The organism is uncultured Phascolarctobacterium sp. (genome assembly GCF_934190775.1).
Taxonomy (GTDB): domain Bacteria; phylum Bacillota; class Negativicutes; order Acidaminococcales; family Acidaminococcaceae; genus Phascolarctobacterium_A.
The window spans coordinates 38,887-62,270 of the sequence record NZ_CAKPTG010000015.1 but is presented as its reverse complement, the minus strand read 5'-3'; the positions used below and the strand labels follow the sequence as shown (position 1 = coordinate 62,270).

General features: G+C 46.8%; 19 protein-coding genes. 8 read left to right on the top strand and 11 right to left on the bottom strand.

Annotated elements, in window-relative coordinates; all coding sequences use genetic code 11:
• The first annotated feature begins 767 nt into the window (after positions 1-767).
• Positions 768-1,217, top strand: coding sequence for an Hsp20/alpha crystallin family protein (locus Q0G26_RS08680; protein ID WP_009145490.1), 450 nt, complete (start codon positions 768-770; stop codon positions 1,215-1,217).
• 82 nt (positions 1,218-1,299) lie between these two features.
• On the opposite strand, the gene sstT is transcribed toward Q0G26_RS08680, so the two are convergent.
• Positions 1,300-2,556: a serine/threonine transporter SstT gene (gene sstT / locus Q0G26_RS08675; RefSeq protein ID WP_293829906.1), complete on the bottom strand. Its 1,257-nt coding sequence runs from the start codon at positions 2,554-2,556 to the stop codon at positions 1,300-1,302.
• Between the two features lie 340 nt (positions 2,557-2,896).
• On the opposite strand from sstT, the gene Q0G26_RS08670 reads away from it, so the two are divergent.
• From Q0G26_RS08670 to Q0G26_RS08660, 3 genes are all read left to right on the top strand, one after another.
• On the top strand, positions 2,897-3,733 hold the full coding sequence (locus Q0G26_RS08670) for a PHP domain-containing protein (RefSeq protein ID WP_293829904.1): 837 nt from the start codon (positions 2,897-2,899) through the stop codon (positions 3,731-3,733).
• A gap of 154 nt (positions 3,734-3,887) precedes the next feature.
• Positions 3,888-4,763 carry a phosphoribosylaminoimidazolesuccinocarboxamide synthase gene (locus tag Q0G26_RS08665; RefSeq protein ID WP_293829902.1) on the top strand — a complete coding sequence of 292 codons (876 nt, stop codon included), beginning with the start codon at positions 3,888-3,890 and terminating at the stop codon, positions 4,761-4,763.
• A 532-nt stretch (positions 4,764-5,295) separates the two neighbouring features.
• Positions 5,296-5,967, top strand: a complete 672-nt coding sequence (locus tag Q0G26_RS08660) for a TetR/AcrR family transcriptional regulator (protein ID WP_293829900.1) — start codon at positions 5,296-5,298, stop codon at positions 5,965-5,967.
• A gap of 66 nt (positions 5,968-6,033) precedes the next feature.
• Here Q0G26_RS08660 and Q0G26_RS08655 read toward each other — a convergent pair whose 3' ends face one another.
• On the bottom strand, positions 6,034-6,543 hold the full coding sequence (locus tag Q0G26_RS08655) for a flavin reductase family protein (RefSeq protein WP_293829899.1): 510 nt from the start codon (positions 6,541-6,543) through the stop codon (positions 6,034-6,036).
• Between the two features lie 53 nt (positions 6,544-6,596).
• Positions 6,597-7,832, bottom strand: a complete 1,236-nt coding sequence (locus Q0G26_RS08650) for a hypothetical protein (protein WP_293829898.1) — start codon at positions 7,830-7,832, stop codon at positions 6,597-6,599.
• Between the two features lie 263 nt (positions 7,833-8,095).
• Here Q0G26_RS08650 and Q0G26_RS08645 point away from each other — a divergent pair, with 263 nt between their 5' ends.
• Together Q0G26_RS08645 and Q0G26_RS08640 are read left to right on the top strand one after the other, a co-directional pair.
• Positions 8,096-9,202, top strand: a complete 1,107-nt coding sequence (locus Q0G26_RS08645; RefSeq protein WP_293829896.1) for a hypothetical protein — start codon at positions 8,096-8,098, stop codon at positions 9,200-9,202.
• Positions 9,203-9,377: 175 nt separating this feature from the next.
• Positions 9,378-10,259, top strand: a complete 882-nt coding sequence (locus tag Q0G26_RS08640; RefSeq protein WP_293829894.1) for a hypothetical protein — start codon at positions 9,378-9,380, stop codon at positions 10,257-10,259.
• 111 nt (positions 10,260-10,370) lie between these two features.
• On the opposite strand, the gene gatB is transcribed toward Q0G26_RS08640, so the two are convergent.
• The 5 genes from gatB to Q0G26_RS08615 form a co-directional block, all read right to left on the bottom strand.
• Positions 10,371-11,813, bottom strand: a complete 1,443-nt coding sequence (gatB, locus tag Q0G26_RS08635; RefSeq protein WP_009145483.1) for an Asp-tRNA(Asn)/Glu-tRNA(Gln) amidotransferase subunit GatB — start codon at positions 11,811-11,813, stop codon at positions 10,371-10,373.
• Positions 11,813-13,282, bottom strand: a complete 1,470-nt coding sequence (gene gatA / locus Q0G26_RS08630) for an Asp-tRNA(Asn)/Glu-tRNA(Gln) amidotransferase subunit GatA (protein WP_293812491.1) — start codon at positions 13,280-13,282, stop codon at positions 11,813-11,815. The genes gatB and gatA overlap by 1 nt, the downstream gene beginning before the upstream one ends.
• Before the next feature lie 16 nt (positions 13,283-13,298).
• On the bottom strand, positions 13,299-13,586 hold the full coding sequence (gene gatC, locus Q0G26_RS08625) for an Asp-tRNA(Asn)/Glu-tRNA(Gln) amidotransferase subunit GatC (protein ID WP_009145481.1): 288 nt from the start codon (positions 13,584-13,586) through the stop codon (positions 13,299-13,301).
• A gap of 329 nt (positions 13,587-13,915) precedes the next feature.
• Positions 13,916-14,440: a hypothetical protein gene (locus tag Q0G26_RS08620; protein ID WP_293829892.1), complete on the bottom strand. Its 525-nt coding sequence runs from the start codon at positions 14,438-14,440 to the stop codon at positions 13,916-13,918.
• A gap of 22 nt (positions 14,441-14,462) precedes the next feature.
• A complete protein-coding gene (locus tag Q0G26_RS08615; RefSeq protein ID WP_293829890.1) occupies positions 14,463-15,017 on the bottom strand; it encodes a hypothetical protein in 555 nt (184 codons plus the stop codon).
• Between the two features lie 287 nt (positions 15,018-15,304).
• On the opposite strand from Q0G26_RS08615, the gene Q0G26_RS08610 reads away from it, so the two are divergent.
• Positions 15,305-17,929, top strand: coding sequence for an autotransporter outer membrane beta-barrel domain-containing protein (locus Q0G26_RS08610; RefSeq protein ID WP_293829888.1), 2,625 nt, complete (start codon positions 15,305-15,307; stop codon positions 17,927-17,929).
• Positions 17,930-18,173: 244 nt separating this feature from the next.
• Positions 18,174-19,427 carry a hypothetical protein gene (locus tag Q0G26_RS08605; protein WP_293829886.1) on the top strand — a complete coding sequence of 418 codons (1,254 nt, stop codon included), beginning with the start codon at positions 18,174-18,176 and terminating at the stop codon, positions 19,425-19,427.
• Between the two features lie 128 nt (positions 19,428-19,555).
• Here the strand turns inward: Q0G26_RS08605 and Q0G26_RS08600 are convergent, their stop codons facing one another.
• The 3 genes from Q0G26_RS08600 to mnmG are packed head-to-tail and all read right to left on the bottom strand — an operon-like array spanning position 19,556 to position 23,044.
• On the bottom strand, positions 19,556-20,434 hold the full coding sequence (locus Q0G26_RS08600; RefSeq protein ID WP_293829884.1) for a ParB/RepB/Spo0J family partition protein: 879 nt from the start codon (positions 20,432-20,434) through the stop codon (positions 19,556-19,558).
• A gap of 10 nt (positions 20,435-20,444) precedes the next feature.
• Positions 20,445-21,164 (bottom strand): 16S rRNA (guanine(527)-N(7))-methyltransferase RsmG, encoded by a 720-nt coding sequence (gene rsmG / locus Q0G26_RS08595; RefSeq protein ID WP_021721202.1) that lies wholly within the window; start codon positions 21,162-21,164, stop codon positions 20,445-20,447.
• Positions 21,161-23,044, bottom strand: coding sequence for a tRNA uridine-5-carboxymethylaminomethyl(34) synthesis enzyme MnmG (gene mnmG / locus Q0G26_RS08590; RefSeq protein ID WP_293829883.1), 1,884 nt, complete (start codon positions 23,042-23,044; stop codon positions 21,161-21,163). The genes rsmG and mnmG overlap by 4 nt, the downstream gene beginning before the upstream one ends.
• Positions 23,045-23,384 lie beyond the last annotated feature (340 nt).

Genomic DNA, 23,384 nt, shown 5'->3' with positions numbered 1-23,384 from the left:
ACAAGTTGTTTTTCCTTTGCTTCTGGCTGTAGTATAACGAATTTTTAGTAATTTATCCCTACCCGAAATGGCAAATTCGGGTAGGATGAGGGGGAAATTTAGGGGGAATTGAGAGATTTTTTGAGATTTTGGGAGTAAAATTTTAAGTTTTAGTGTTTATTTTAACTTAAGTAAGCACAACCCTCAGTCAAAATCACTACGTGATTTTGCCAGCTCCCTTTCAGGGAGCATATAAAAGTTCGTAGTAACAGCTAAAGTTAAAATTTCGCAATACCATTATATCTCCCCTGAAAGGGGAGGTGGCTGCGAGCGTTGCGAGCAGACGGAAGGGTTGTGTAAGCAAATATGACTTTGGGAAGAAAAACGAGGCTCTCTATTCTAGCCATCTTCCCATCTGCTCTCACATTTCCCCCTTTAGTCGCTAACGCGACAGTTCCCCCGAGGGGGAACCAAGAAACGTGCTAATAAAGGTTAATGGAAAGCTATTAGTCTTGCCTGCCCCTTGGGGAAGGTGCCGAACGTAGTGAGGCGGAAGGGGGCTCTCCCCCACTTTTTGTAATTTCTGTGAAATCGTCAGAAATTAGCACTCAACGCTTGACAGTGCTAACAGTTAGTGGTATAACATAATCAACAAAGGAAATGAGCTACAGGAGCTGCAAGGGCAGCACCTGAAAAGCACAAATCCCGCGTTGGCAAATCAAATCAATACTTGCTGCATCAACATGAAAATGACTACAACAAGCGCAATAAAACTGGAGGAATGACTTATGATGATGCCTAGTGTATTTGGTGAAAGCTTATTTGATGATTTAATGGATTTCCCGTTTGAAAAAGAGTTCTTCGGTCATCGCAATCCGTTGTACGGCAAACATGCCCAGAACGTTATGAAAACCGATATCAAGGAATCGGATACCGCTTATGAAATGGATATCGACCTGCCGGGCTTCAAAAAAGAGGACGTCAGCGCCAAACTGGAAAACGGTTATCTGACCATTACCGCAGCTAAAGGCCTCGACAAGGACGAAAAGAACGATAAAGGCGTTTACATCCGTCGTGAACGTTACAGCGGTCAATGTGCAAGAACCTTCTATGTCGGCGAAGCAGTTACCCAGGAGGATATCAAGGCTAAATTTGAAGATGGTATCCTGAAGGTTACTATTCCTAAGGTTGAGCCTAAAAAAGTCGAAGACAAAAAATATATTGCCATTGAAGGCTAATACATAAAAACCACATCATCCTTTCAAAATGAAACAGCCGCCGGAGCACAAGCTTCGGCGGCCGTTTTGTTGTTATTTTAAATTAAATGTTGTCTTTCGGAACCAGGTCTTCGGACTTCAGAGTGCCTTCCTTAGCGCGCTCTGCAAATTCGGCAGTTGCGGTAAAGAGAACGTCACTGGAGCTGTTGAGCGCAGTTTCGCAAGCATCCTCCAGTACGGAGATGATGAAGCCAACGCCTACAACCTGCATAGCGATATCATTGCTGATACCAAAGGAAGCGCAGGCAACCGGAATCAGCAGCAGGGAGCCGCCGGCAACACCGGAAGCACCGCAGGCACCAACGGTAGAAACGATGCACAGCAAGAGAGCTGTCGGCATATCAACATGAATGCCCAGAGTATTGGCAGCAGCAAGCGCCAGTACGGAAATGGTGATGGAAGCACCGGCCATGTTGATGGTTGCGCCTAACGGAATGGAAATTGCGTAGGTATCAGGATTCAGGCCCAGGCGTTTGCACAGTGCCATGTTAACCGGAATGTTAGCAGCGGAGCTGCGGGTAAAGAAAGCGTACACGCCGGATTCGCGGATGGTTGCCCAAACCAGCGGATACGGATTGCGACGGATGTTGAAGTAAACGATCAACGGGTTCATAACAAGCGCTACCAGGAAGTAGGAGCTGATGAGTACTGCCAGCAGATGTACATAGCTGGAAATAGCGGACAGACCGCTGTCGCTGATGGAGGTTGCTACCAGGCCCATGATGCCCAGAGGAGCGAAATGGATAACCCATTTAACAACCAGAGTGATTGCCTTCGCAACATCGTCCAAAGCATTTTTGGTAGTTTCGTTAGCAGCCAGGTTCATAGCCAAGCCGAATACTACAGCCCATGCCAGAATGCCGATGTAGTTAGCGTTCAGCAGAGCAGCAATCGGGTTATCTACAACACTCAGAATCAGGTTATGCAGAACCTCAACGATGCCGCTAGGCGGGTTGAGCTTAGCATCTGCAACCTGCAGGTGCAGAGTGGTAGGTGCCAGGAAGGACAGGCTTACACCAACTAAGGATGCAAAGAAGGTGCCGATAACATATAAGCCGATAATAGGCTTCATATTTGCTTCGCCGCCGCTTTTCTTTTTAGCCATAGCGTTCATAACCAAGAAGAAAACCAGCACCGGAGCAACGCCCTTTAATGCTTTTACAAACAGGTCACCGAAGATGGTAACAACAGGTACCGCTTGCGGTACATAAAGTGCCAGCAGAATGCCGATGACAAGACCAACGGCAATTTGCTTGATGAGTGCGACTTCATTGATAATCGCAGCAAATTTTCTAAACATAATGAACTCCCCCTAATTTATACTCCCTTATATAACGGTGTTCATAGTATATAACATAAGTTAAATAATGTCAAGTCTACAATGAGCATTGTATTTGTAGAGTGGACTTCTAATTTATCCGTACTCATAATAGGGACTATTACCCTTAAAATATAAGTAAGTGTTAAGCTTGTTACAAAAGTGCACAGTCCAGAAAAAATTTTTGCGTACTATTGTGCAATGAGAGAATATCTTTACCGGCAGTTGACATGCATATGATTATAAACTATGCTATAAATATAAAAATTTTACTCTGTTTCTGCTTTTTTACAGCAGAATTTAATAGAAGGGAGCTGCTTACATGTCAGTAAGAGCTGATTTACATATCCATACTACGGCCTCGGACGGCACCTGGACACCGGCGGAGCTGATTGCCGAAGCACAAAAGCAGCAGCTGGGGCTGATTGCCGTAACTGACCATGACAGCGTAGCCAACGTAGCGGAAGCGATGAAGTTGGCGCTGGCAGCAGGCATCACACTGCTTCCGGCGGCGGAAATCTGCTCCACCAAGGAGGATTTGTCGTTTCATATTCTGGGCTATGGCATTGATATCCATAATAAACCGCTGTTGGAGCTGATGCAGCACAACGAAGCATTGCTGGAGCAGAAGGACGTAGACAGCATTCACCTGCTGGCGCGCGACGGCTGGCCTGTTGACGAGGCGGAATTTGCCCGTTATACATATGACAGACGTCGCGGTGGCTGGCGTGCCCTCGCCTATTTGATTGACAAGGGACTTTGCACCGGTGTGAGCGATTTCTTTAAGCGCATCTTTACGCCGGAGCATGACCTGGGCTTTCCGCAGTTCCCTGCCATCAGCGAGGTAATCGCAGAGATTCACGCTGCCGGCGGCGCAGCGCTGTGCGCGCATGCCGCCAGCGGCTTTCATGGGCCAGGCCTGGAGCGCGTGCTCGACATCCTGCGGACGGAAAAATTCGACGGCTTTGAGTGCTACCACTCCAACCATTCGGAAGAAGGCACGCAGCGCCTGTTGCAGCATTGTAAAAAGCACGGCCTCTTAATCAGCGGCGGCAGTGACTGCCACGGCAGCTTCGTTCCGGGAAGACTTTTGGGCCAGCCTTTTGTTACCACTGATATGCTGCGTTTGGACGGCCTTTTACCGCAGGACGTGAAATAATCCGAAAAATATTTGTTAAAACATGAAAAATGTTCGACTTTTTCCTCTGACTGTGCTATGATATTACCATAAAATATAACAAAGTTAACACTGACAAGAAATTCCGGCACTGAGCCTGCATTTACTTGTTGAGAAATTTTTAGGAGGCATTAAAATGCAAGAGTACAAACCGTTTAAATCCGGCAAGGTCCGTGAGATGTATGATGTTGGTGACAGCATTATTATGGTTGCCACTGACCGTATTTCCGCATTTGACCATATTCTGAAAAACATGATTGTGAAAAAAGGCACTGTGCTGACTCAGATCTCCAAATTCTGGTTTGATCTGACCAAAGACATCGTTCCTAACCATATGATTTCCGTTGATACCAAAGATATGCCGGAATTCTTCCAGAAACCCGAATTCACCGGCAACAGCATGAAATGCCAAAAGCTGAACATGCTGCCTATCGAATGCATCGTTCGCGGCTACATCACCGGCAGCGGCTGGGAAAGCTACAAGAAAACCGGCGAAATCTGCGGAATTAAGCTGCCCGAAGGCCTGCAGGAATCCCAAAAGCTGGCTGAGCCCATCTTCACTCCCAGCACCAAGGCTGAAATCGGTGACCATGACGAAAACATCAGCGTAGAGCAAAGCATCGAAATCCTGGAAAAACTGTATCCGGGCCGTGGCAAGGAATATGCTCTGAAGCTGCGTGACTACACTATCGCTATCTACAAAAAATGCGCTGCCTATGCTCTGGAGCGCGGCATCATCATTGCTGATACCAAATTTGAATTTGGTCTGGACGAGAACGGCGAGGTTGTACTGGGTGACGAAATGATTACCCCGGACTGCTCCCGCTTCTGGCCGCTGGAAGGCTACAAGGTTGGTCAGAGCCAACCCTCCTATGACAAGCAGTTTGTCCGCGATTGGCTGAGCGCTAATCCGGATGCAGGCTACGAGCTGCCGCAGGATGTTATCGACAAAACCATCGGCAAATATATCGAAGCATATGAACTGCTGACAGGTCAAAAGTTTGACTTTTAATTCTGAAAATGCTTTAAAACTGTAACTTTTGTTGCAGTAGCAACAGGCTCAGGAAAAATTTAACGCTCTTTACAAAAAAATTGTTTACAACCATGGACATTGGTTGTATAATTTCACCATAAACAACAACGGAGTTGCAACAGCGCAAGCTGTCTATTTCCGTTGTTGTTTTTTGTTTCTCCGAGCACTGCACATACTATATATTAGTGTAAGAGAATCCGTAAATATAATAGTGCTTAATCGCGTAACGTATCGCCACCGTAAAAACAGACAAGGTGGTTCGTGGAAGCGGCCAATTGAGGGGACTTTTGGAAATGCTAAAAGCACAAAGCACTGACGGCTGAGGGGCCGGACAGCAGTTACGCGAAATAAAAACGCCCGCGGCGAGCGGGTTTTTTATTTTTCCGGGAAAAGTAGCATTCCTAATGATAAAACAAGTAAACATCACTAGCAATTATCCGCATAAAAAGGTATAATTAATGTAATAAATGTACGAAAAAATTTCCTATTTAGGATAATTGGAGGTTTCATAGTGGCAATAGACGCGTCATTACCTAAGGATATAAGAATTTTGCAGGCAGCGGAAGAGGTTTTTTCGCAGCATGGCTATGAAAAGGCTACACTTGATGAAATAATCGCCCTGGCAGATGTAGGCAAAGGAACTGTCTATAAATATTTCGGTAATAAGGAGCACCTTTTCTACAAGCTGGTTGCTGATAAAAATGCCCCCTTTTTAGAAAAGCTGCACCAAGCTGTCAACAGTGTCGACAGCTTTGAGGACAAGCTCAAAAAATATTTTGAGGTAATGGTGCATTTTTATGTTGCCAACAGTACTCTGTGGCAGATTATCTGCTTTGAAATGCTCGGTGGCACCAATGGCTGCAGAGTTGAGCCTGACGGTGACGATTTTAAGGTTATCCCACGCTACAACTCTGTGAAAGTGAGCGAGGAAACGAGCGAACGCATCCTGCGTTACCACAAAATCCTGCATGATGAATATGATATTTTAGCTCAGCTTATTACGAAAGCGATGCAGGACAATCTACTGAAAGAGGATACTGTACCAGAGATTACCACCAAATTTGTTTTCTTTGGTGTAGCTATGAGCATCTTTAACCAAAGTGATGATATTGCTGCTGATATGACGGACGAGGAAGCAGCAAGAATAATTACCGACCACTTTTTGCGCGGCAACGCACGTTGACGTGCATAGTAAAAGCAGCTGCCGCATGCGGCAGCTGCTTTTGCGTTTGTAACATGTATGTTCCTGTTATTCCTCTACATAAGCGGCAGTAATGATACCGGTGTAGCAGGTGTGCCAATCCTTATTGGCATACCATTTTTCGCCCAGCTCCTTGTCGAACTTATCCTCAGTCATGGTGTAATGCTCCACGATTTTGCATTCCAGATGCAGGCCGCAGCCCTTGATAACAGGAACGCTGACGGTCTCGCCTGCTTCCGTAGTCAGGCCTGCTGCTGCAAACTTGTCCAAATCACGGCCGGACTTGCTGCCGCACAGAGCAAGTGCCGGCGCAAAGCCTTCTTTTACCGGGAAGCTGACGGTAAATTCCGGATTAGCGTCAATCAGCTCCTTGGTATAACGGCTTTGGCGCACCATAACAGTGAAGGTCGGCAGGCCCCACTTAAAGCCCAGACTACCCCAGCCGATTGTCATTGTGTTCTGCTTGCCGTCGGCAGCAGTAGTAAGAAAGGCACCCTTAGACAGAGTTTTTAAAATTGCTTCGCCTTGTTCAAAGGCGTTGATTTTTTTCATAGTCATAACAAAAACCTCCTCATTTGCTTTACAAGAATATTATACAGCGTTTGCGCAAGCTACTTCCACCTCAAATAAAACAACAAAAACGGATCTAAAATATACAGACACTGCGCTTTATATTCCAGCGCATCCAGGTCAGGCATTGTCGCTTCAACAATTTTAATAATTTTGTTGATGGTTGCAGAAATAATCGTACTGGAAAGCAGCTCTTTGCTAAGCAATAAGCCTTTGATTCTCTCCTTCAAGGTAACCATACTCAGCTCGGTAACAGGCGGATCCGCCTTAAACGCCAACAACAGCAAATGATAAATATCTACACTGCCCTGCTCCAGCGCATAAAGCTTACGTCTGCCAATTCCCTGCACAGGTCCCTGCACAATCGCCTTGACCAGGCGCTCATAATGTGCGTAATTTCGTGCTGTCTGCTTAAAGGCAAAATGCACCAGCTCCCGGCTGATAGGCTGTTTTTTCTGCATTGCTGCAAAGGCCAGCTGAAAGCAATTTTCCTGCATCAGCTGTGGCGAAGTAATGCTTTCCTGCGCCAAAAGATTTTCTTCGGCCTCGCCTATCGGCATGCCCAACAGCTTAAAGCCCTTGACAGCAATAGCCTTTAGCTCGGCTGCAGTCCACGGCAAAATTTCAATCGAGGTAGTTCTGCCGATTAAATCAGGATTGCAGATAATTGCTTCATCACTTCGATGCGGTAAGGAAATGATTACCGCCTTCAAACCGTTAAAAAGCTCTGTTTTCAAGGTACGTGCAATATACATCTGCATCTCTCGCGCTACATAATGAAAATCGTCGATTACCAATACCTTATCATTATCAATCAGATACTGGATTATCTGGCGCTCTGTTCTGTTGTTGGTCATTGCCAGCTGCTGATTAAAGGTAGCACCGCTGGTTTTATTGATGCTTACTCCCATATTAGCTACACCAAAATTAACAGCAAATTGCGCCTGGCCTGTTTTAGCAGCAGTATCCTGCCCGCCGGTTGTCGTTACAACTGCGTCTGACAGCGGCAGCTGCTCCGCAATATGGTTCCAAAAATCGGCTTTAGTGCTTATTTGGTTACCGCTGAGTGCAATGTAGCTTTCAGCAGCTATGGCCTTATGGCAAAGCACTGTTTTGCCGGATTTAGACGCACCGGAAACAAAAATCAGGTTTCCCTTCATCGCCAAAGCACGTCTTAATCTGTCATCAACAGTTTCTTCATCATCAAGCTTACGGGAAATATATGTATTTTGAGGAAAAGAACGCGGACTAAAAACATCTTCAATTTGATAATTCACGTTGCTCACCATCCTTGTAACAAACTGTTATATAAATTATAACATATCACTAATGAAGTTGTTGAAATTTCTGCAGCAGTAAGCAAGGTAGCATCTAAAAATGCTCCCCTCCTGAACGTTGCCGTTCAGACGGGGAGCCTTAAAAATTTAAGCCGGGCAGATTTTTATATGCCAAAAAATTGTCTTTATATCCTATAGGTAGCTTTATATCACTATAAAGAAATGCTATACTTTAGTCAGGAATATCCAAGGAGGTCTTAACCATGCTTAAAAAATTTTTAGCCGCAGCTCTTTTGGCCTGTGTTGCTCTAAATAGTACCGTCCAAGCAGAAGAATCTGCTACCGAAAAAGAAAAGATACAAATTTTAGACCTATACCACATTAATCCTGATAAGACGAATATCAGTATGCAGCATTATAAAAACGAAGAATATGGCTTCAGTTTTGCAGTGCCTGAAAAAGATTACAAAGAATATCAAAGTAAAAACAAGAATATCCTATACTCTTTTCGCGGCGATGGAAGAGTTTTTCTCGTTGATTGTCGCCCGTTTATCCTTAAAGATAAAGATTTAAACACGCTGAACACCAAGTTTTTTTACAAAAAGCTAGCTGACCTGGAAGAGAAAGGCTATAAGATTCTGCTCAAAGAACTGCTCTCTATTGCCAAATACCCGGCAATGCGTTTTTCATACTACTTACCTGAGAAAGAACTAGCTATTTTTGATGATTACATAATCATTACACCAAATGGTATTTATAAATTTAGCTACGTGGGAAATAGATTTATCTATCCTATTGACGAAAAATTATTTCTCCCTAAAATAATCCAATCCGTTAAAATTACTCCTCTAAGCGATGATATTTACAGACGTCCTTTTACCACAAAAACTCTAAAAGATTATCCTGCATCCTTTACTACGCCAGCTAACTGTATACTAATGCCTATAAAAAATGATCCCCATCACACATTCGCCTATTCTAATGGTTATTTTTTCGTCAGCCCCATGATTGTAAACATTACTGATAAAGCAGAGTTAAGCTTTTATCCTAATTCTTTTGCTAACCTTAGCGATAAAGATAAAGAAATACTTGCTGCTAAAGAAGCTGCACGCATACAAAAGAAAGTAGAAGCAAGGCAAAAAGAAAATCCTAAATACAAGCTTGAAAATATCAAAGCTCAATTTATCACTATTGGCGGTGAAAATTGCTTGAATGTAAGCTTTGATTTATCCAATTCCACGGAGATGGATTATATCTTCGTAAGGGATGGTAAATTTATTTCCTTTGACTATCAATATCCGTTTGATGATGCCAAACGACAGAAGGCTGCAGTAGTAAAATCTGCCAAGTCTATCAGATTTAATCAGTAAGCTAAAGATAAAAAGGCTCCCCTCCTGAACGTGCCGTTCAGACGGGGAGCCTTAAAAAATTAAGCCGGGCAGATTTTTATATGCAAAAAAATTTGTCTGTATATCTTATAGGTAACTTTATATCACTATAAAGAAATGCTATACTTATATCATCTAAAGCAAAGAAGGTGCCCTCATGCTCTACGGCGGTATAAAAATAGAAGAAACACAAAGCATCATCGTTATACTTGGCGAAGACAACAAACTTTTCATTCGCCATGACATTATTGTTGCCAACAATACCACAGACATCCAAAATTTTGTAAATTCAATGCAAAGAGGTGGCATTACACCTGAAAAAATTTGCTTTGCTATAAACCCTGTCCATGTTGACAGCATCGAAACCTTTAACAGCTTCAGACAAATTTTCATGCAAGCAGCCTACGATTTACGCATAATAAACACTGCTGCTCAAGGCGATAGTTTTATAGTTGTTACCAAAAGCCGTAATGCCAATGAAGAAGCAACAGCCAACGCATTTATCCTTAAGCATAATTATAATGACAGTAAATATTTTTTACAGAGCGATTTTCGTCAAAGTTACTTCTACAATTGTAATTTAAGCGATTATTTCAACCTGATATTTGCTACGATATTCATGTTTATTGCCATTTATTTTTTATACTATGGCATATTTTTTGCTGTTCCTCACTTTTTAATAGGTGCCGGTTTAACAATCTGTTATATCCGTCATATGTATTTTGCTAAAATGTCCATAAAAAAGCATACGCCTATTGTTAGTATTGATAAAAACGGCTTGCAGCAAAATTATAAAATCAGATGGAGCTTTCTTGAGCCGCTAAAGATACCACGAACAATATCCTGGAAACAAATCGAAAAAATTGAAGCTTATAAACCAATTATTTGCATCAACCATGATAATCACGAAAGGATCAGTATATGCGTAGCCGGTCAGAGTGAAATCACCTTAAACTTCTTTGTCATTGGTATAGACCACGAACATAATTACCGTACACTTTTATTTTACTGGAAATTGTTTCGCAACAACAATCAATAAATTAATATTGAGCAGTAAAAAGCACCTCGCTCAAACGTAAAATTTACGTCAAAGCGAGGTGCTGATTTTTATGCTTTTAATACACGCAGATATTGCCAGGCTATGTATGCCTTATTGCATTTTTTCCTTAAGCATCTTAGTAACCATGCCCGGGTTAGCCTTGCCGCGAGATTTTTTCATAATCTGGCCAACGAGGAAGCCGATAGCCTTATCTTTACCAGCCTTGTAGTCAGCAACGGATTGCGGGTTCTCAGCGATGGTTTCTTCAACCAGCTTGAGGATAGCGCCTTCATCACTAACCTGCTCCAGACCAAGCTTCTTAACGAGAGCCTTCGGAGCCTCATCCTCTTTGAGCATTTCCGCAAAGACCTTTTTAGCCAGCTTGCTGGACAGCACGCCGTCTTTAATCAGGTTAACCAGCTCTGCCAGGTGTGCAGGGGTTACCTTGAAATCAGCAATGGTAATGCCTTCATTGTTCATGTAAGCAGATACATCGCCCAGCAGCCAGTTGGAAACTGCCTTGCTGTCCTTAGCGGTCTTAACTGCTTCATCAAAGTATTCAGCCATAGCCTTAGTGGAAACGATCTGGGAAGCATCATATTCCGGCAGACCATGCTCGCTCATCAGGCGTGCCTGACGTTGAGCCGGCAGCTCCGGCAGAGTTTCGCGGATACGCTCAATCCAGGCATCGTCCAGCTGTACCGGAACGAGGTCAGGCTCAGGGAAGTAACGATAGTCATGTGCTTCTTCCTTAGAACGCATGGACAGGGTTACACCGTTAGCTTCGTCCCAGGTACGGGTTTCCTGAACAACGTGGCCGCCATCCTCCAGAACCTCTTTTTGGCGCTCAACTTCGTAGTTGATAGCACGCTCCAGAGCACGGAAGGAGTTCAGGTTTTTAATTTCGGCACGGGTACCGAATTCCTTAGCGCCTTCAGGCATGATGGAAATGTTAGCGTCGCAGCGCAGGCTGCCTTCCTGCATTTTGCAGTCGCAAACATCGGTATATTCCAGAATTGCTTTCAGGTTTTCCATGTAAGCACGAGCTTCAGCAGCACTACGCATATCCGGCTCAGATACAATCTCAATCAGCGGTACGCCTGCACGGTTGTAGTCAACTGCGGAGGAGTCGGAGGTGCTGATGGTGGCGCCGCTGTGGTTCAGCTTGCCTGCATCCTCTTCCATGTGGATACGGGTAACGCCGATGCGTTTATGCTCGCCGTCAACAACGATGTCGATATGGCCGCCCAGGCAGATAGGTTTATCAAATTGGGAAATCTGATAGTTCTTGGACAGGTCAGGATAGAAGTAGTTTTTACGGTCAAATTTGTTGTATTTCTGGATATCGCAGTTCAGCGCCAGGCCAGCCTTGATAGCGAAATCAACAACCTGCTTGTTCAGCACAGGCAGTGCACCGGGCATACCCAGGCAAACCGGGCATACGTGGGTGTTGGGCAGGCTGCCGAAGGCAGTGGAGCAGCTGCAGAATGCTTTAGTTTTGGTTTTCAGCTCGGCATGAACTTCCAGGCCGATAACGGTAATATATTTAGTCATTATTTGTTACCTCCCAGCGGTGCGAATACTTTATGATATTCGGTTGCCTGTTCAAAGGTATAAGCAGCACGCAGAATGGTTGCTTCGTCCAGAACCTTGCCGATCAGCTGCATACCGATAGGCATGCCGTCATCAGCAAAGCCGCAAGGAATGGAAATACCCGGCAGACCAGCCATATTTACCGGAATAGTGGTTACGTCCAGCATGTACATGGTCAGCGGATCCATCTTGTCGTTGATGCCGTAAGCAGGAACCGGAGAGGTCGGGGTCAGCAGTACGTCGCATTTTTCAAACGCAGCTTCAAAGTCGCGGCGGATGAGGGTACGAACCTGCATAGCCTTGTTGTAGTATGCGTCATAGTAACCGCTGCTCAGTACGTAGGTGCCCAGCATAATGCGGCGGCGTACTTCCTGACCGAAGCCTTCGGTACGGCTCATGGTGGTCATTTCCGGAGCGGAGGTTGCATCAACATTGCGGTAACCGTAGCGAACGCCGTCGAAGCGTGCCAGGTTAGCGGAAGCTTCAGCCGGAGCAATGATATAATAGGTGATTACAGCATATTCGGTATGCGGCAGGGAAACCTCAACGATTTCAGCGCCCAGCTCTTTATATTTTTCAACGGCCTTCATGATTTCAGCCTTAACCTTAGCATCAACGCCTTCACCGAAATATTCCTTCGGCAGACCGATGCGCAGGCCTTTAACGTCATTTACCAGTGCTTTGGTGAAGTCTGGAACCTCTACGTTCAGGGAGGTGGAGTCCATCTCGTCCTTACCGCAGATGCTGTTGAGTACCAGAGCAGCGTCGGTTACGTCTTTGGTGATAGGTCCGATCTGATCCAGAGAGGATGCGAATGCTACGCAGCCATAACGGGATACGCGGCCATAGGTCGGTTTAATACCAACGCAGCCGTTGAAGGATGCCGGTTGGCGGATAGAACCGCCGGTATCGGAGCCCAGAGTCCAGATTGCTTCGCCTGCAGCGATAGCAGCAGCACTACCGCCGGAGGAGCCGCCAGGAACGCGGTCCAGGTTCCAGGGGTTATGGGTTACACCAAAATGAGAGGTCTTGGTGGTAGAGCCCATAGCAAATTCATCCAGGTTGGTTTTGCCCAGGAAAATGGTTTCGTCAGCGCGCAGGTTTTTGATAACATGTGCGTCATATACAGGAATGAAGTTCTCCAGCATTTTGGAAGAACAGGTAGTGCGCAGACCTTTGGTAGAAATATTATCTTTGATTGCGCCAGGAATACCTGCCAGCGGAGCGATTTTCTCGCCTGCAGCAATTTTGGCATCAACCTTAGCAGCCTGTGCCAGAGCGTTTTCTTTATCCAGGGTTACGTAAGCGTTAACCTGGTCTTCAACTGCGTCGACACGCGCAATAACAGCGTTAGTTAATTCGACGGAGCTTACTTCTTTGTTGACGAGCTTTTCATGCAGCTCGTGCGCAGTAAGTTTATACAAATCCACAGCGTTTGCCTCCTTCTTATTCGATTACGCGCGGTACCTTAAAGCCGTCATTGTGAACAGCAGGAGCGTTCTTCAATGCTTCCTCGTGGGATACGCCTTCTTTGACAACGTCCTCACGCAGTACGTTGCTTACCGGCAGTACGTACGGGGTAGGTTCAATACCAGCGGTATCAATTTTTTCAAGAATGTCGGCATAGTTAAGAATCTGGTTGAACTGCTCGGTGAACACTTCCATTTCGGAAGCAGGAACAGTCAAACGGGAAAGCTGTGCGATATGCTTTACGTCTTCAGCAGAAACTTTCATTTTTTCACCATCCTATAAAAACTCGTTTTATTTTTACAAATAACCTGTTTTATTATAACACATTTAGCAGGTAAAGTACACTGAGTAAGGTGTTTTGAACGCTGTTACAGGGATATTTTTAGGAAACTCAGTTTTCATGGGGCTTTGCAAGTCTTTTCAGTGATTTGGACGTGATTTGTTAGGTCATTTGGACGCGATTTATTAGGTCATTTGGACGCGATTTATTAGGTCATTTGGACGTAATTCGTTCAGTGATTTGGCAATATTGAAAACTGCACACGTAAAAAGAACCGCCTCACGGCGGTTCTCTAAACTCAAAGCATCTGGCGCTATTTCCCCTCTCGCTTGCTCACCTCAGCATACAACCTCTTCAAAATATCCAATGCTTTATCCTGCTGCATACTGCTTAGCTGCGGCTTTACCTTGCGTCTGTTCTTATTTTTATAGCTGCCAAGAGTAATATAAAACTCCTTTGTTGTCGCATCGTGCGCAAACAGCATATCCGTCTGCTTCTGCTTTTGCTCCTGCTCTGCGAGCGGCAGCTTCTGGATAAAAGCATCCAGCTCTGCCAGATCCTCACTTGTCACCTTAGCTGATGACAGCAGGCAATTATCGCCCTTTTTATCGACAAAAAAGCAGCTGAAGGTAGCCTGCCCTTCCTTAAAGGGATCATAGTTAACCTCAAAGCGGTAGCACAGAGTGCGGAACTGATGGTTCCGGTTCATATAAAAGGCAGACCATTCTACGTTTGTCATCTTATCTTCTCCTTTTACCGGCGCACAACCTATATTAGCTGTCAGCAGTACAAGTACCACCAGCAGCATTTTGCCGATTTTCCACAATTTGCTGTACATACTGCTCACCGCCTCATTACTCTTATCTGTGAATCGGCGCTCTGTCCTTAGCCTTCAGGTAAAGCTGCAGAAACTGCTTTTGCAGCTCCTCTCTTTGCTCCCCGCTCAAAGGCGCCGTCAGCTTTTTGACGCTTCTATCCTTATAATTGGCAATACGCACATCAAAAATTTCATTAGTTTCATCACAGACAAGCAAATCCTCATCAACCGGCTCAGGTTCCTTGGGCGGTACCAGCGGCAGTCCTTGGATAAGCGCATCAAGAGGCGCCAGCTCCTCGCGCGTCACAGGGACGCTCTCCAGCTCGCAGCGCCAGATTTCGTCATTGAGATTTACCGGAGCCTTAAAACTGCAGTCATAAAGCATCTGCCCGCTTTTAGCGTCCAAACGCAGCGCATAATTATAGCTATAATCATAATTCGAGCCGTTTCTGTATAATTGCATACCCGTCCATTCTATACGTCCCATGCTATCGCCTCCCCGCACCTGGGCATAAATCAGCTTTGCTGTCAGCAGCAGGAGCGCTGCCAATAACAGCAGGTGAATAATTCTCAGCTTATTACTTTTTTGTTTGCGCATGCTGCTCACCACCTTTTGCTACTCTTCTGCTTATAGCATAGCGTATCAACGCAGCTTTGTCCCTACCCGAAAGAGTGATTTGGGGTAGGATGGGAGGAAAACTTCAAAATTTTTCGCAAAGTTTAAAATTTTTCATTGCATCCTACCCGAAATTGCCATTTGGGGTGGGGTGTTTTTCTGTTGCCTGATATATAATGCAGATGTAGAAAAGAATCGGCTGATTAATTATTGTAATATTCTTAAAGTTTTCTTTATGTTGGCCGATTTAAAGAAAGGTGGTCTTGTTTATGCAACGCAAAAAATTAATATCCAGAACCCTAACAACAGCTATAATGCTTGCGCTGTACATCGGGGGGGCACAACCATCCATCATTTCTGCGCAGGAGTATACTGACCAGATTAACGGTGCAAGTGATGCTTATGCTGCTCATGGCATCCGCACTACAGTTGGTATGGAATCCACTTATACCTTTGCTGAAGGCGACGTAGTAAAATGGACTAACCCCGGCCCTGCTGTTTGGATTGGGGACGAAGGAACGCATTTAAAATTTACTACACCGTTGAACCTGCAGCTTGATGTTAAGGATAGTTACACCAATGGTATTTTTACAGCAACCTCTAACTATGACAATCCCTGCAAGCTCACCGCCAAGGATGTTCATATTACCGGTCAGTCTACAGGTGAAGCAGATGAAGATAAAATCTATATTTCCGGCATTGAAACTTATGCTGCCAATATCAAGATGGAAAACCTCAATATCGACATTACTGCCGACGGCAAGCCGGAAAGTATTGCTGATGGTATTTTCATGGGCCGCGATCTTGATGATGAAGACAGTGAGCATACTCTGACCGTAACCGGCAATACAAATATCAAGGCTGTTTCTAAAAATGGCTATTATGCCTGGGCAGCAGGTATTGAAGCCCAAGACCAAGCCAAAATGAACTTTGGCAAGCTGACAATTGCTACCGAAGCTACAGCTGAAGATTTAGCCCGCACTAACGGCATCTTTGCCGCAGGCAACTCCGAAATCAACGCCGGAGAAACGCATATTAACGTAAAAGGCATTTCTACGAATCCTGATGAACCAAGCTACAGCTATGGACTCAATGCTATTCACAGCTCCACCATTACTCTCGGTGACAACAGCACTATTCGCGCTGAAAGCAGCGGCGATGGTTCGGTTATGGCCGTTGGTGTACGCGCAGGGTTATATTCCGAGGTCAACCTTGGCATTACAGATATCAGAGCTGAAAACAATAGTGATGGTGGTACTGTCAATGTATTATTTGTTGAGGATGGTGCCGTTCTCAACATGTCTGGCGGCAGCATCACCGGTGTCAACAACGCGAACAATAGAACATTCAACGCTATCAATGCTTACGGCGAGGATCCGGATCCGACTTGGCATACCGACACTATTGTCAACATCAACCAAGGTACAACTAACGATGTTGTAATCGTTGGCGACGTACACGCAGCCAACACCGCCATCGTTAACCTCAACCTGAACACTGATGCTTCCAGTATTACAGGCAATCTCGACCAAAGCGGTTCTCGTCAAGATACGGATGATGATGGTACCATTAACCTCACACTCGCCAACAAAGCTACCTGGCATGCTATAGGCGAGTACGGCAACGGCTACAGCTATCTGGAAAACCTCACCTTGAATGATGGTAACATCACCATGACCAAAGAAGAGGCGCAGAACATTGACGTTCTGCACCTGAAGGGCACCAGCGGCAAGCTGACGTTGGAAGCTGATGCCAACCTCAAGACCGGCTACTTCTGCGTAAACAACGCTGACACCGATGCTACCACAGTACATACCTCCTATGCAGGCATCAATGCTGATAACGTTAAGGACGCAGACGGCTTAGAAGGCCTCGTTAAAAACAGCCTGAAGATTCACGATGACAGTGCAGCAAAATTTGACGTTCAGGTAAACGAAGGTCTGCTCATCGGCCAGATGCAAGCAGATACCATCAATCATATTGACGGCAACGCAATCGCCAATGTAAAAATTGCCCAAAGCACTACTGTGGATGCTATCAGCCATATGCAAAACGCTGCAGCACTGTCCTGGAGACAAGAGGACGCTACTCTCAGCAAGCGTTTAGGCGATTTGCGTCAGGGCGAAGGCGACCAAGGCTTCTGGGTTCGCCTGAACCGCGGCGAATTTAAATATGACAATGCCAAGAACCAGAATAATTTCTTCCAGCTGGGCTATGATAAAGCTGGCGGCGATTGGCATTACGGCGCTGCTATCAGCCGCAACAGCGGTAAAACCAGCTATGGCGACGCAACAGCGAAAAACCGTAGCTTAGCACTTACTCTGTACGGCACCTGGCTGGGCAACAAGGGACATTATGCAGACATCGTACTGAAGGAAGGTCGTCTGAGCAATGATTACGATATCTATGCACCGATTGGCTTCACCCATGGTCACTACAAAACCTGGGGCAGCAGCATCAGTGCTGAATACGGCAGAGAAATCGCTATGGGCGATAAGGCCTACTTCACCCCGCAGGCACAGCTTTCCTGGCTGCGTATTGCCGGTAAGGATTACACTACCGCCAACGGCATTGCTATCAGTCAAGATAGCCAGAGCAGCACCATTGGCCGTCTAGGCTTCGAGCTTGGCAGCAAGCTGGGCGACAAGGGCAACGTTTACGCCAGAGCTTCTGTACTGCATGACTTCGGCGGCAGCGCTGACACCCGCCTGAGCTATAATGGCGTATCTACTACCTACAGCAACGATTTTGGTGACACCTGGTACGAGGCAGGCATTGGCTTCAATCTCAAGACCAAGGATAACAGCTACCTGTATGCAGATGTTGCCAAAGCCTTCGGCGGCGACTACAAGACACCGTGGCAGTGGAACGTAGGCATGCGCTGGACCTTCTGACAAGTTAGTCCTTTCAACACACAAAGCATCTCGCGTTTTTAGTAAACAATAAAAATTGTGCGGTCGTAAAAAGCCGCACAATTTTTCTTTGCTCAATTTCTTTAGAAGCTATCTGAGTTTTTGCACTATTATGCCTTGCCTTTAATATTTTCTCCCCATCCTACCCAAAAATCCCCTTTCGGGTGGGGCGCTGATACTCTTTTTGCGCTATAATGAAAGTAAGATAAAGAAGGGAGATGTTCCTATGTTTAAAGAAAACGACGAATGTTGTGCTATACAATGCGAAAAATGCGGCGGCACCATGTATTCCGACGCTGGCAGCACCAGCTTCATCTGCTCCTTCTGCGGCAGCAAGGAGCCTTGGCCGAACAGCGAAAATATTCTTGATACCGAAATCAAATACCGCCATAAGCCGGTAGAAGTTGTCAACGGTCTGGTAAAGCTGGGCCACGTATACTTTATGGAGCCTTTGCCCGAAATGCTCAAAAACGATACCCAAAGCATTGAAGACAAGCTGGGCGTTTTCAGCGCCCTCAGCACCAAGACTTACAAAGAAAGCCACACCATCAAGCTGCCCTGCCCGCTCTGCGGCGCCGATGTTACCGGCGAATCCACGCAGACTATTTTTACCTGCGAATACTGCGGTCACCGTCTGACGCAGGAAGAACTAAAGGCCGGCGGCTACAACAAGGACCAGCTCATCGGCGCAGGCTCCCGCAGCTACCCCTCCATCGCCCTGCCCTTCAAGCTCACTAAGGAGCAGGCCTTTGGCAGAGCACAGCTGCTGATGAAGCGTGAGCCTATGTCCTTCAAGGGTGCGGAAAAGGCCATCAAGGAAAAATTTACCGCCTTTTATACTCCCTATACACTTGCGGACCTGCGCGTCAAGGCGCAAATCTCCAGCAACAAGGGTGACTGCGAAATTTATCAGGAGGTTTTGAACTGGGTATATCCGCAAACCTATGTCTTTGACGAAAACGCCGTCGATATGGTTGCTCCCTGGAACTTTGATGAATTCGCCCCCTTCGACCCGGTATTTTTGGAGGGCGACGTGCATATCACCACCCGCAGCAACCTTTTCCCGGTGCAAAAATATCTTGACCGCATGATTAATGAGCAGCTTTGCAATAAGCTCTGCGAAAATTACGGCTTAAAGGATGTTAAGATTGAAAAATGGGCACGCAATATCCGCAAGCATTCTGCTGACATCATGCTGCCGATTTATTATGTTGACTATACCGACAACAGCTCCGGCGAGCGCTTCGTTATCGTAGTCAACGGCCAGACTGGCGCTGCCAGCGCCCGCTTCGTCAACAGCAAGGACAAGGTACGCAGCCTGCAGCTTCCCGCCAACAGCAAGCTGCCGCGCTTTGCAGAAACAACGCTGCGCACACCGCCGATGATTGTGCGTTACGTAAAGCCCAAATTTCTGCATGAGGTAATCCCGCCGGAAAAAGGCTTCAAAAAGAGCCTCTTCCAAATGCTCAAATTCTGGTAAAATACTGGCTGATGCCAGTACATAACAACATAACTCCTTTCGCAAAAAAAGCAGAGAGACTTGTTTCACGTGAAACAAGTCTCTCTGCTTTTAACGTTTCTACAGGAAAGCTTCCTGCCTATTTACTTTTAGAACAAGGGCTTGCTGTTGCCACCCTTCGGCTTCTTCTGGTTCTTGATGCGGACACTGACGATAACCTCATCGCCCTCTACAGTCTGCTCCATGTTAACGGGAATACCAACGTCCTTAATAGCGTTGACAACCTGCTTAATACTGTTCAGGTAGATGCGGACATCGTTGACAATCACCATGCGACGGCGTTTTTCCTGCTGCTTGTCATCAAGCAGCTTACTGATATATTCTTCAGTCTGGCGCACGCTGTAATTCTTGGCCACAATAACCTCCAGCGCTTCCAGACGCCTGGTATCATCATCCAGCTTCAGCAGGGCGCGGGCATGACGCTCGCTCAGACCGGCATCAACCAGCACCTTGCGTACAGCAGGCGACAGGCGCAGCAAACGCAGCTTGTTAGCGATAGTGGACTGCTTCTTGCCTACACGCGCAGCCATTGCCTCCTGCGTCAGATGGAACTGCTCCATCAGCTGTTCGTAGCCTTCAGCCTCCTCCAAAAAGTGCAGGTCCTCACGCTGTAGGTTTTCAATCAGCGCAATCTCTGCAATCTGCTGCGTAGTGTAATCGCTGATAATCACCGGTACCTCTGTCAGCTTCGCCATACGGGAAGCACGCAGGCGTCGCTCACCGGCAATCAGCAGATAACGACCGTCCTCCGTCGGGGATACTAAAAGAGGCTGCAGCACGCCATATTGAGCGATGGAAGCAGAAAGCTCCTCTAAGGCTGCCTCGTCAAAGCTTTTGCGCGGCTGATAAGGGTTAGGGAAAATCTGTCCGATAGGCACCTTCACAACCTTCACCTCATTGACAGCCTTACGCTCACCAATAATACCGCAATCTGTATCTAATACCGAAAATCCATCATCTACTAACATTTGCTTCCCCCTATCTAGCGCCTAAGGGCTGTTTTTCCGGCGTCCCTGCCTTACGCGGGTACTGCGCCGGTGTTGTTTTGATTTTAGCTATCTTTATTATAGCACGTCCATCGTCAAGACCGGGTAATTTTACAGGCTCTGCACTGATAATTTTGCCGCCGAGGATTTTTACCGCAGCCTCGCCCTCGGTAATTTCCTCCGCAAACTTGCTGCCCTTCAGGGCGATAAACTGACCGCCCTTTTTGGCCAGCGGCAGACAGTATTCGCTCAGCACGCTCAAACGCGCCACCGCGCGTGCCGTTACATAATCATATTTTTCGCGATGCTTTTTATCGCGACCGGCATCTTCAGCACGCAAATGCTCGCAGCGGATACCCTTCAGCCCCAGCTCCTCAATCACCTGCTGCAAAAAACGCAGGCGCTTGCCCAAGGAATCAATCAGTGTCACCTTCAGCTCGGGGCAGTAGATTTTTAGCGGTACACCGGGAAAGCCGGCGCCCGTGCCCACGTCTGCCAAGGTTTTGCCGGCCATCTCCGCCTCGTAGGCCAGCAGGCTGTCTACCATATGCTTTACGGCAACCTCCTCCGGCTCAGTAATCGCAGTAAGGTTCATCACCTTATTGGTTTCCACCAGCAGCTCGTAATAACGGCTGAACTGTTCCAGCTGCAGCGGCGTAAAGCTCAAACCGGCCTCCGCACCCTTTTCAGCTAAAATTTCTGCAAAGGTCATTCTTCCTGCTCCTTTCGGCGCTTCAGCTCCAGCGCAATCATCAGCACACTGATATCAGCCGGCGAAACACCGCTGATACGCGATGCCTGACCGATATTCACCGGACGCACCTTGTCCAGCTTTTCAGCGGCCTCGCTGGAAAGCTCCTTAATCGCACGATAATCTATATCATCAGGCAAGCGCTTGTTTTCCAGCTTCATAAAGCGTTCAACCTCCTGACGCTGCTTAGTAATATAGCCCTCATACTTAGCGAAAATCTCGGCCTGCTCTGCCACCTGCGGTGCCAGCTCCGGCAAGCCGAAGGCCTGCTGCAGCTTACTGTAGGTAACCTCCTTACGACGCAGCAAATCCAAAAGACTGCTGCCGCTGCGGAGCGGCGCCGTACCCATAGCCTCCAGCTTGGCATTGTTTTCCGCACTGGGAGAAATATTCTGCTTGCCCAGCTCGCTCACTGTGCGCTCCAGCGCACTGCGCTTTTCGGTGAAAATACCATAGCGCTTATCATCAACCAAACCAATCTCTCTGCCCTTTTCCGTCAGGCGCAAATCCGCATTATCCTGACGCAGCAGCAGGCGGTATTCCGCACGCGAGGTCATCATTCTGTAAGGCTCGGATGTACCCTTGGTAACCAGGTCATCAATCAGCACGCCGATATATGCCTCATCACGGCGCAATACCAGCGGCTCGCGTCCGTTAATCTTCATCATTGCATTGATACCTGCCATCAGACCTTGGGCAGCAGCCTCCTCATAGCCGCTGGTACCGTTGGACTGACCGGCACTGAACAGGCCGCTGATAGCCTTATGCTCCAGCGACGGACGCAGCTGCAGCGGATCAAGGCAATCATAATCAATCGCATAGCCTGCACGCATCATCTTGCAATGCTCCAGACCGGGAATAGTCTGCATAAACTGCAACTGAATATGCGCCGGCAAAGAAGAGCTCATGCCCTGTACATACATTTCATTGGTACTACGTCCCTCAGGCTCGATAAACAGCTGATGACGCTCCTTATTGGCAAAGCGCACAATCTTAGATTCAATAGACGGACAGTAACGCGGACCGACACCCTCAATCATACCGTTATACATACCGGATAAATGCAGGTTATCGCGGATAATCTTATGCGTCGCCTCATTCGTATATGTCAGGTAGCAAGGCACCTGCTCACGTGTTTTGATATCGCTGATAAAGGAGAAATTGCGCACCTCCTCATCGCCATACTGCGGCTCCATCTTGCTGTAATCCAGACTGCGGGCATCAATACGCGCCGGCGTACCGGTCTTAAAGCGCATCAGCTCCACGCCGTTTTCCAGCAGCGAAGCTGAAAGCTTCTGCGCACTACGCAAGCCGTTCGGACCGCATTCATAATTAACCTGGCCATAAACAATACGACCGCGCAGATAAGTACCGGTAGCCAGAATAACACACTTCGCCTCGAAAACCTCGCCGGTTTCAGCCTCCACACCAACAACCGCGCCATTTTCCACCAGCAGCTTATCAATCATCAGCTGCTTCAGCTCCAGATTCGCCTGATCCTCAACAATCTTTTTCATCAGGGTATGGTAAAAAGGCTTATCCTCCTGACCACGTAGCGCGTGTACAGCATAACCCTTACCGGTATTCAAAAGACGCATCTGGATACACGCTAAATCCGCACTGATACCCATCTGGCCGCCCAAAGCATCCAGCTCACGCACCAGATGGCCCTTAGCAGGACCGCCGATAGACGGATTACATGGCATCAGCGCCACATTATCCAGCGACAACGTTGCCAGCAGCGTCTTGCCGCCCAGGCGGGCAGCAGCCAGCGCCGCCTCCACGCCGGCATGGCCGGCACCAACCACAATTACATCAAATGTATCTGTAATATAACTCATCTTCATAGACCTCTTAAAAATATATGTATTAGTGAACGCACAACCAAATTTTTCATTGCAACGCGATGCGTTAATTGCGACGCACAACCCCCTTCCGCCTCGCTTCGCTCGGCACCTTCCCCAAGGGGCAGGCAAGAAGGTTAGCAGAACGCTCTAACGAGCAATTTATATATCGCAGCGCACAACCCTCAGTCATCGCCTACGCGATGCCAGCTCCCTTGCAGGGAGCATATAAAAGGCTAGTAGTTAACACTAACTCAAGCAATTAACATATCGTGTAAGGAATAGCAATTTTAGCAAATGAGTGTCCGGAACCATAGAAGCAAGGGTACGTAACTTT

What these genes read in the sequence shown, in the direction of transcription:
- rsmG (WP_021721202.1), bottom strand. Translation starts at nt 21,164, where the DNA reads ATGACCTTTGCAGAAATTTTAGCTGAAAAGGGTGCGGAGGCCGGTTTG.
- Q0G26_RS08605 (WP_293829886.1), top strand. Translation starts at nt 18,174, where the DNA reads ATGTTTAAAGAAAACGACGAATGTTGTGCTATACAATGCGAAAAATGC.
- Q0G26_RS08655 (WP_293829899.1), bottom strand. Translation starts at nt 6,543, where the DNA reads ATGACTATGAAAAAAATCAACGCCTTTGAACAAGGCGAAGCAATTTTA.
- Q0G26_RS08640 (WP_293829894.1), top strand. Translation starts at nt 9,378, where the DNA reads ATGCTCTACGGCGGTATAAAAATAGAAGAAACACAAAGCATCATCGTT.
- Q0G26_RS08645 (WP_293829896.1), top strand. Translation starts at nt 8,096, where the DNA reads ATGCTTAAAAAATTTTTAGCCGCAGCTCTTTTGGCCTGTGTTGCTCTA.
- Q0G26_RS08610 (WP_293829888.1), top strand. Translation starts at nt 15,305, where the DNA reads ATGCAACGCAAAAAATTAATATCCAGAACCCTAACAACAGCTATAATG.
- Q0G26_RS08665 (WP_293829902.1), top strand. Translation starts at nt 3,888, where the DNA reads ATGCAAGAGTACAAACCGTTTAAATCCGGCAAGGTCCGTGAGATGTAT.
- mnmG (WP_293829883.1), bottom strand. Translation starts at nt 23,044, where the DNA reads ATGAGTTATATTACAGATACATTTGATGTAATTGTGGTTGGTGCCGGC.
- Q0G26_RS08615 (WP_293829890.1), bottom strand. Translation starts at nt 15,017, where the DNA reads ATGCGCAAACAAAAAAGTAATAAGCTGAGAATTATTCACCTGCTGTTA.
- gatB (WP_009145483.1), bottom strand. Translation starts at nt 11,813, where the DNA reads ATGACTAAATATATTACCGTTATCGGCCTGGAAGTTCATGCCGAGCTG.
- sstT (WP_293829906.1), bottom strand. Translation starts at nt 2,556, where the DNA reads ATGTTTAGAAAATTTGCTGCGATTATCAATGAAGTCGCACTCATCAAG.
- gatC (WP_009145481.1), bottom strand. Translation starts at nt 13,586, where the DNA reads ATGAAAGTTTCTGCTGAAGACGTAAAGCATATCGCACAGCTTTCCCGT.
- Q0G26_RS08680 (WP_009145490.1), top strand. Translation starts at nt 768, where the DNA reads ATGATGATGCCTAGTGTATTTGGTGAAAGCTTATTTGATGATTTAATG.
- Q0G26_RS08620 (WP_293829892.1), bottom strand. Translation starts at nt 14,440, where the DNA reads ATGTACAGCAAATTGTGGAAAATCGGCAAAATGCTGCTGGTGGTACTT.
- Q0G26_RS08670 (WP_293829904.1), top strand. Translation starts at nt 2,897, where the DNA reads ATGTCAGTAAGAGCTGATTTACATATCCATACTACGGCCTCGGACGGC.
- Q0G26_RS08600 (WP_293829884.1), bottom strand. Translation starts at nt 20,434, where the DNA reads ATGTTAGTAGATGATGGATTTTCGGTATTAGATACAGATTGCGGTATT.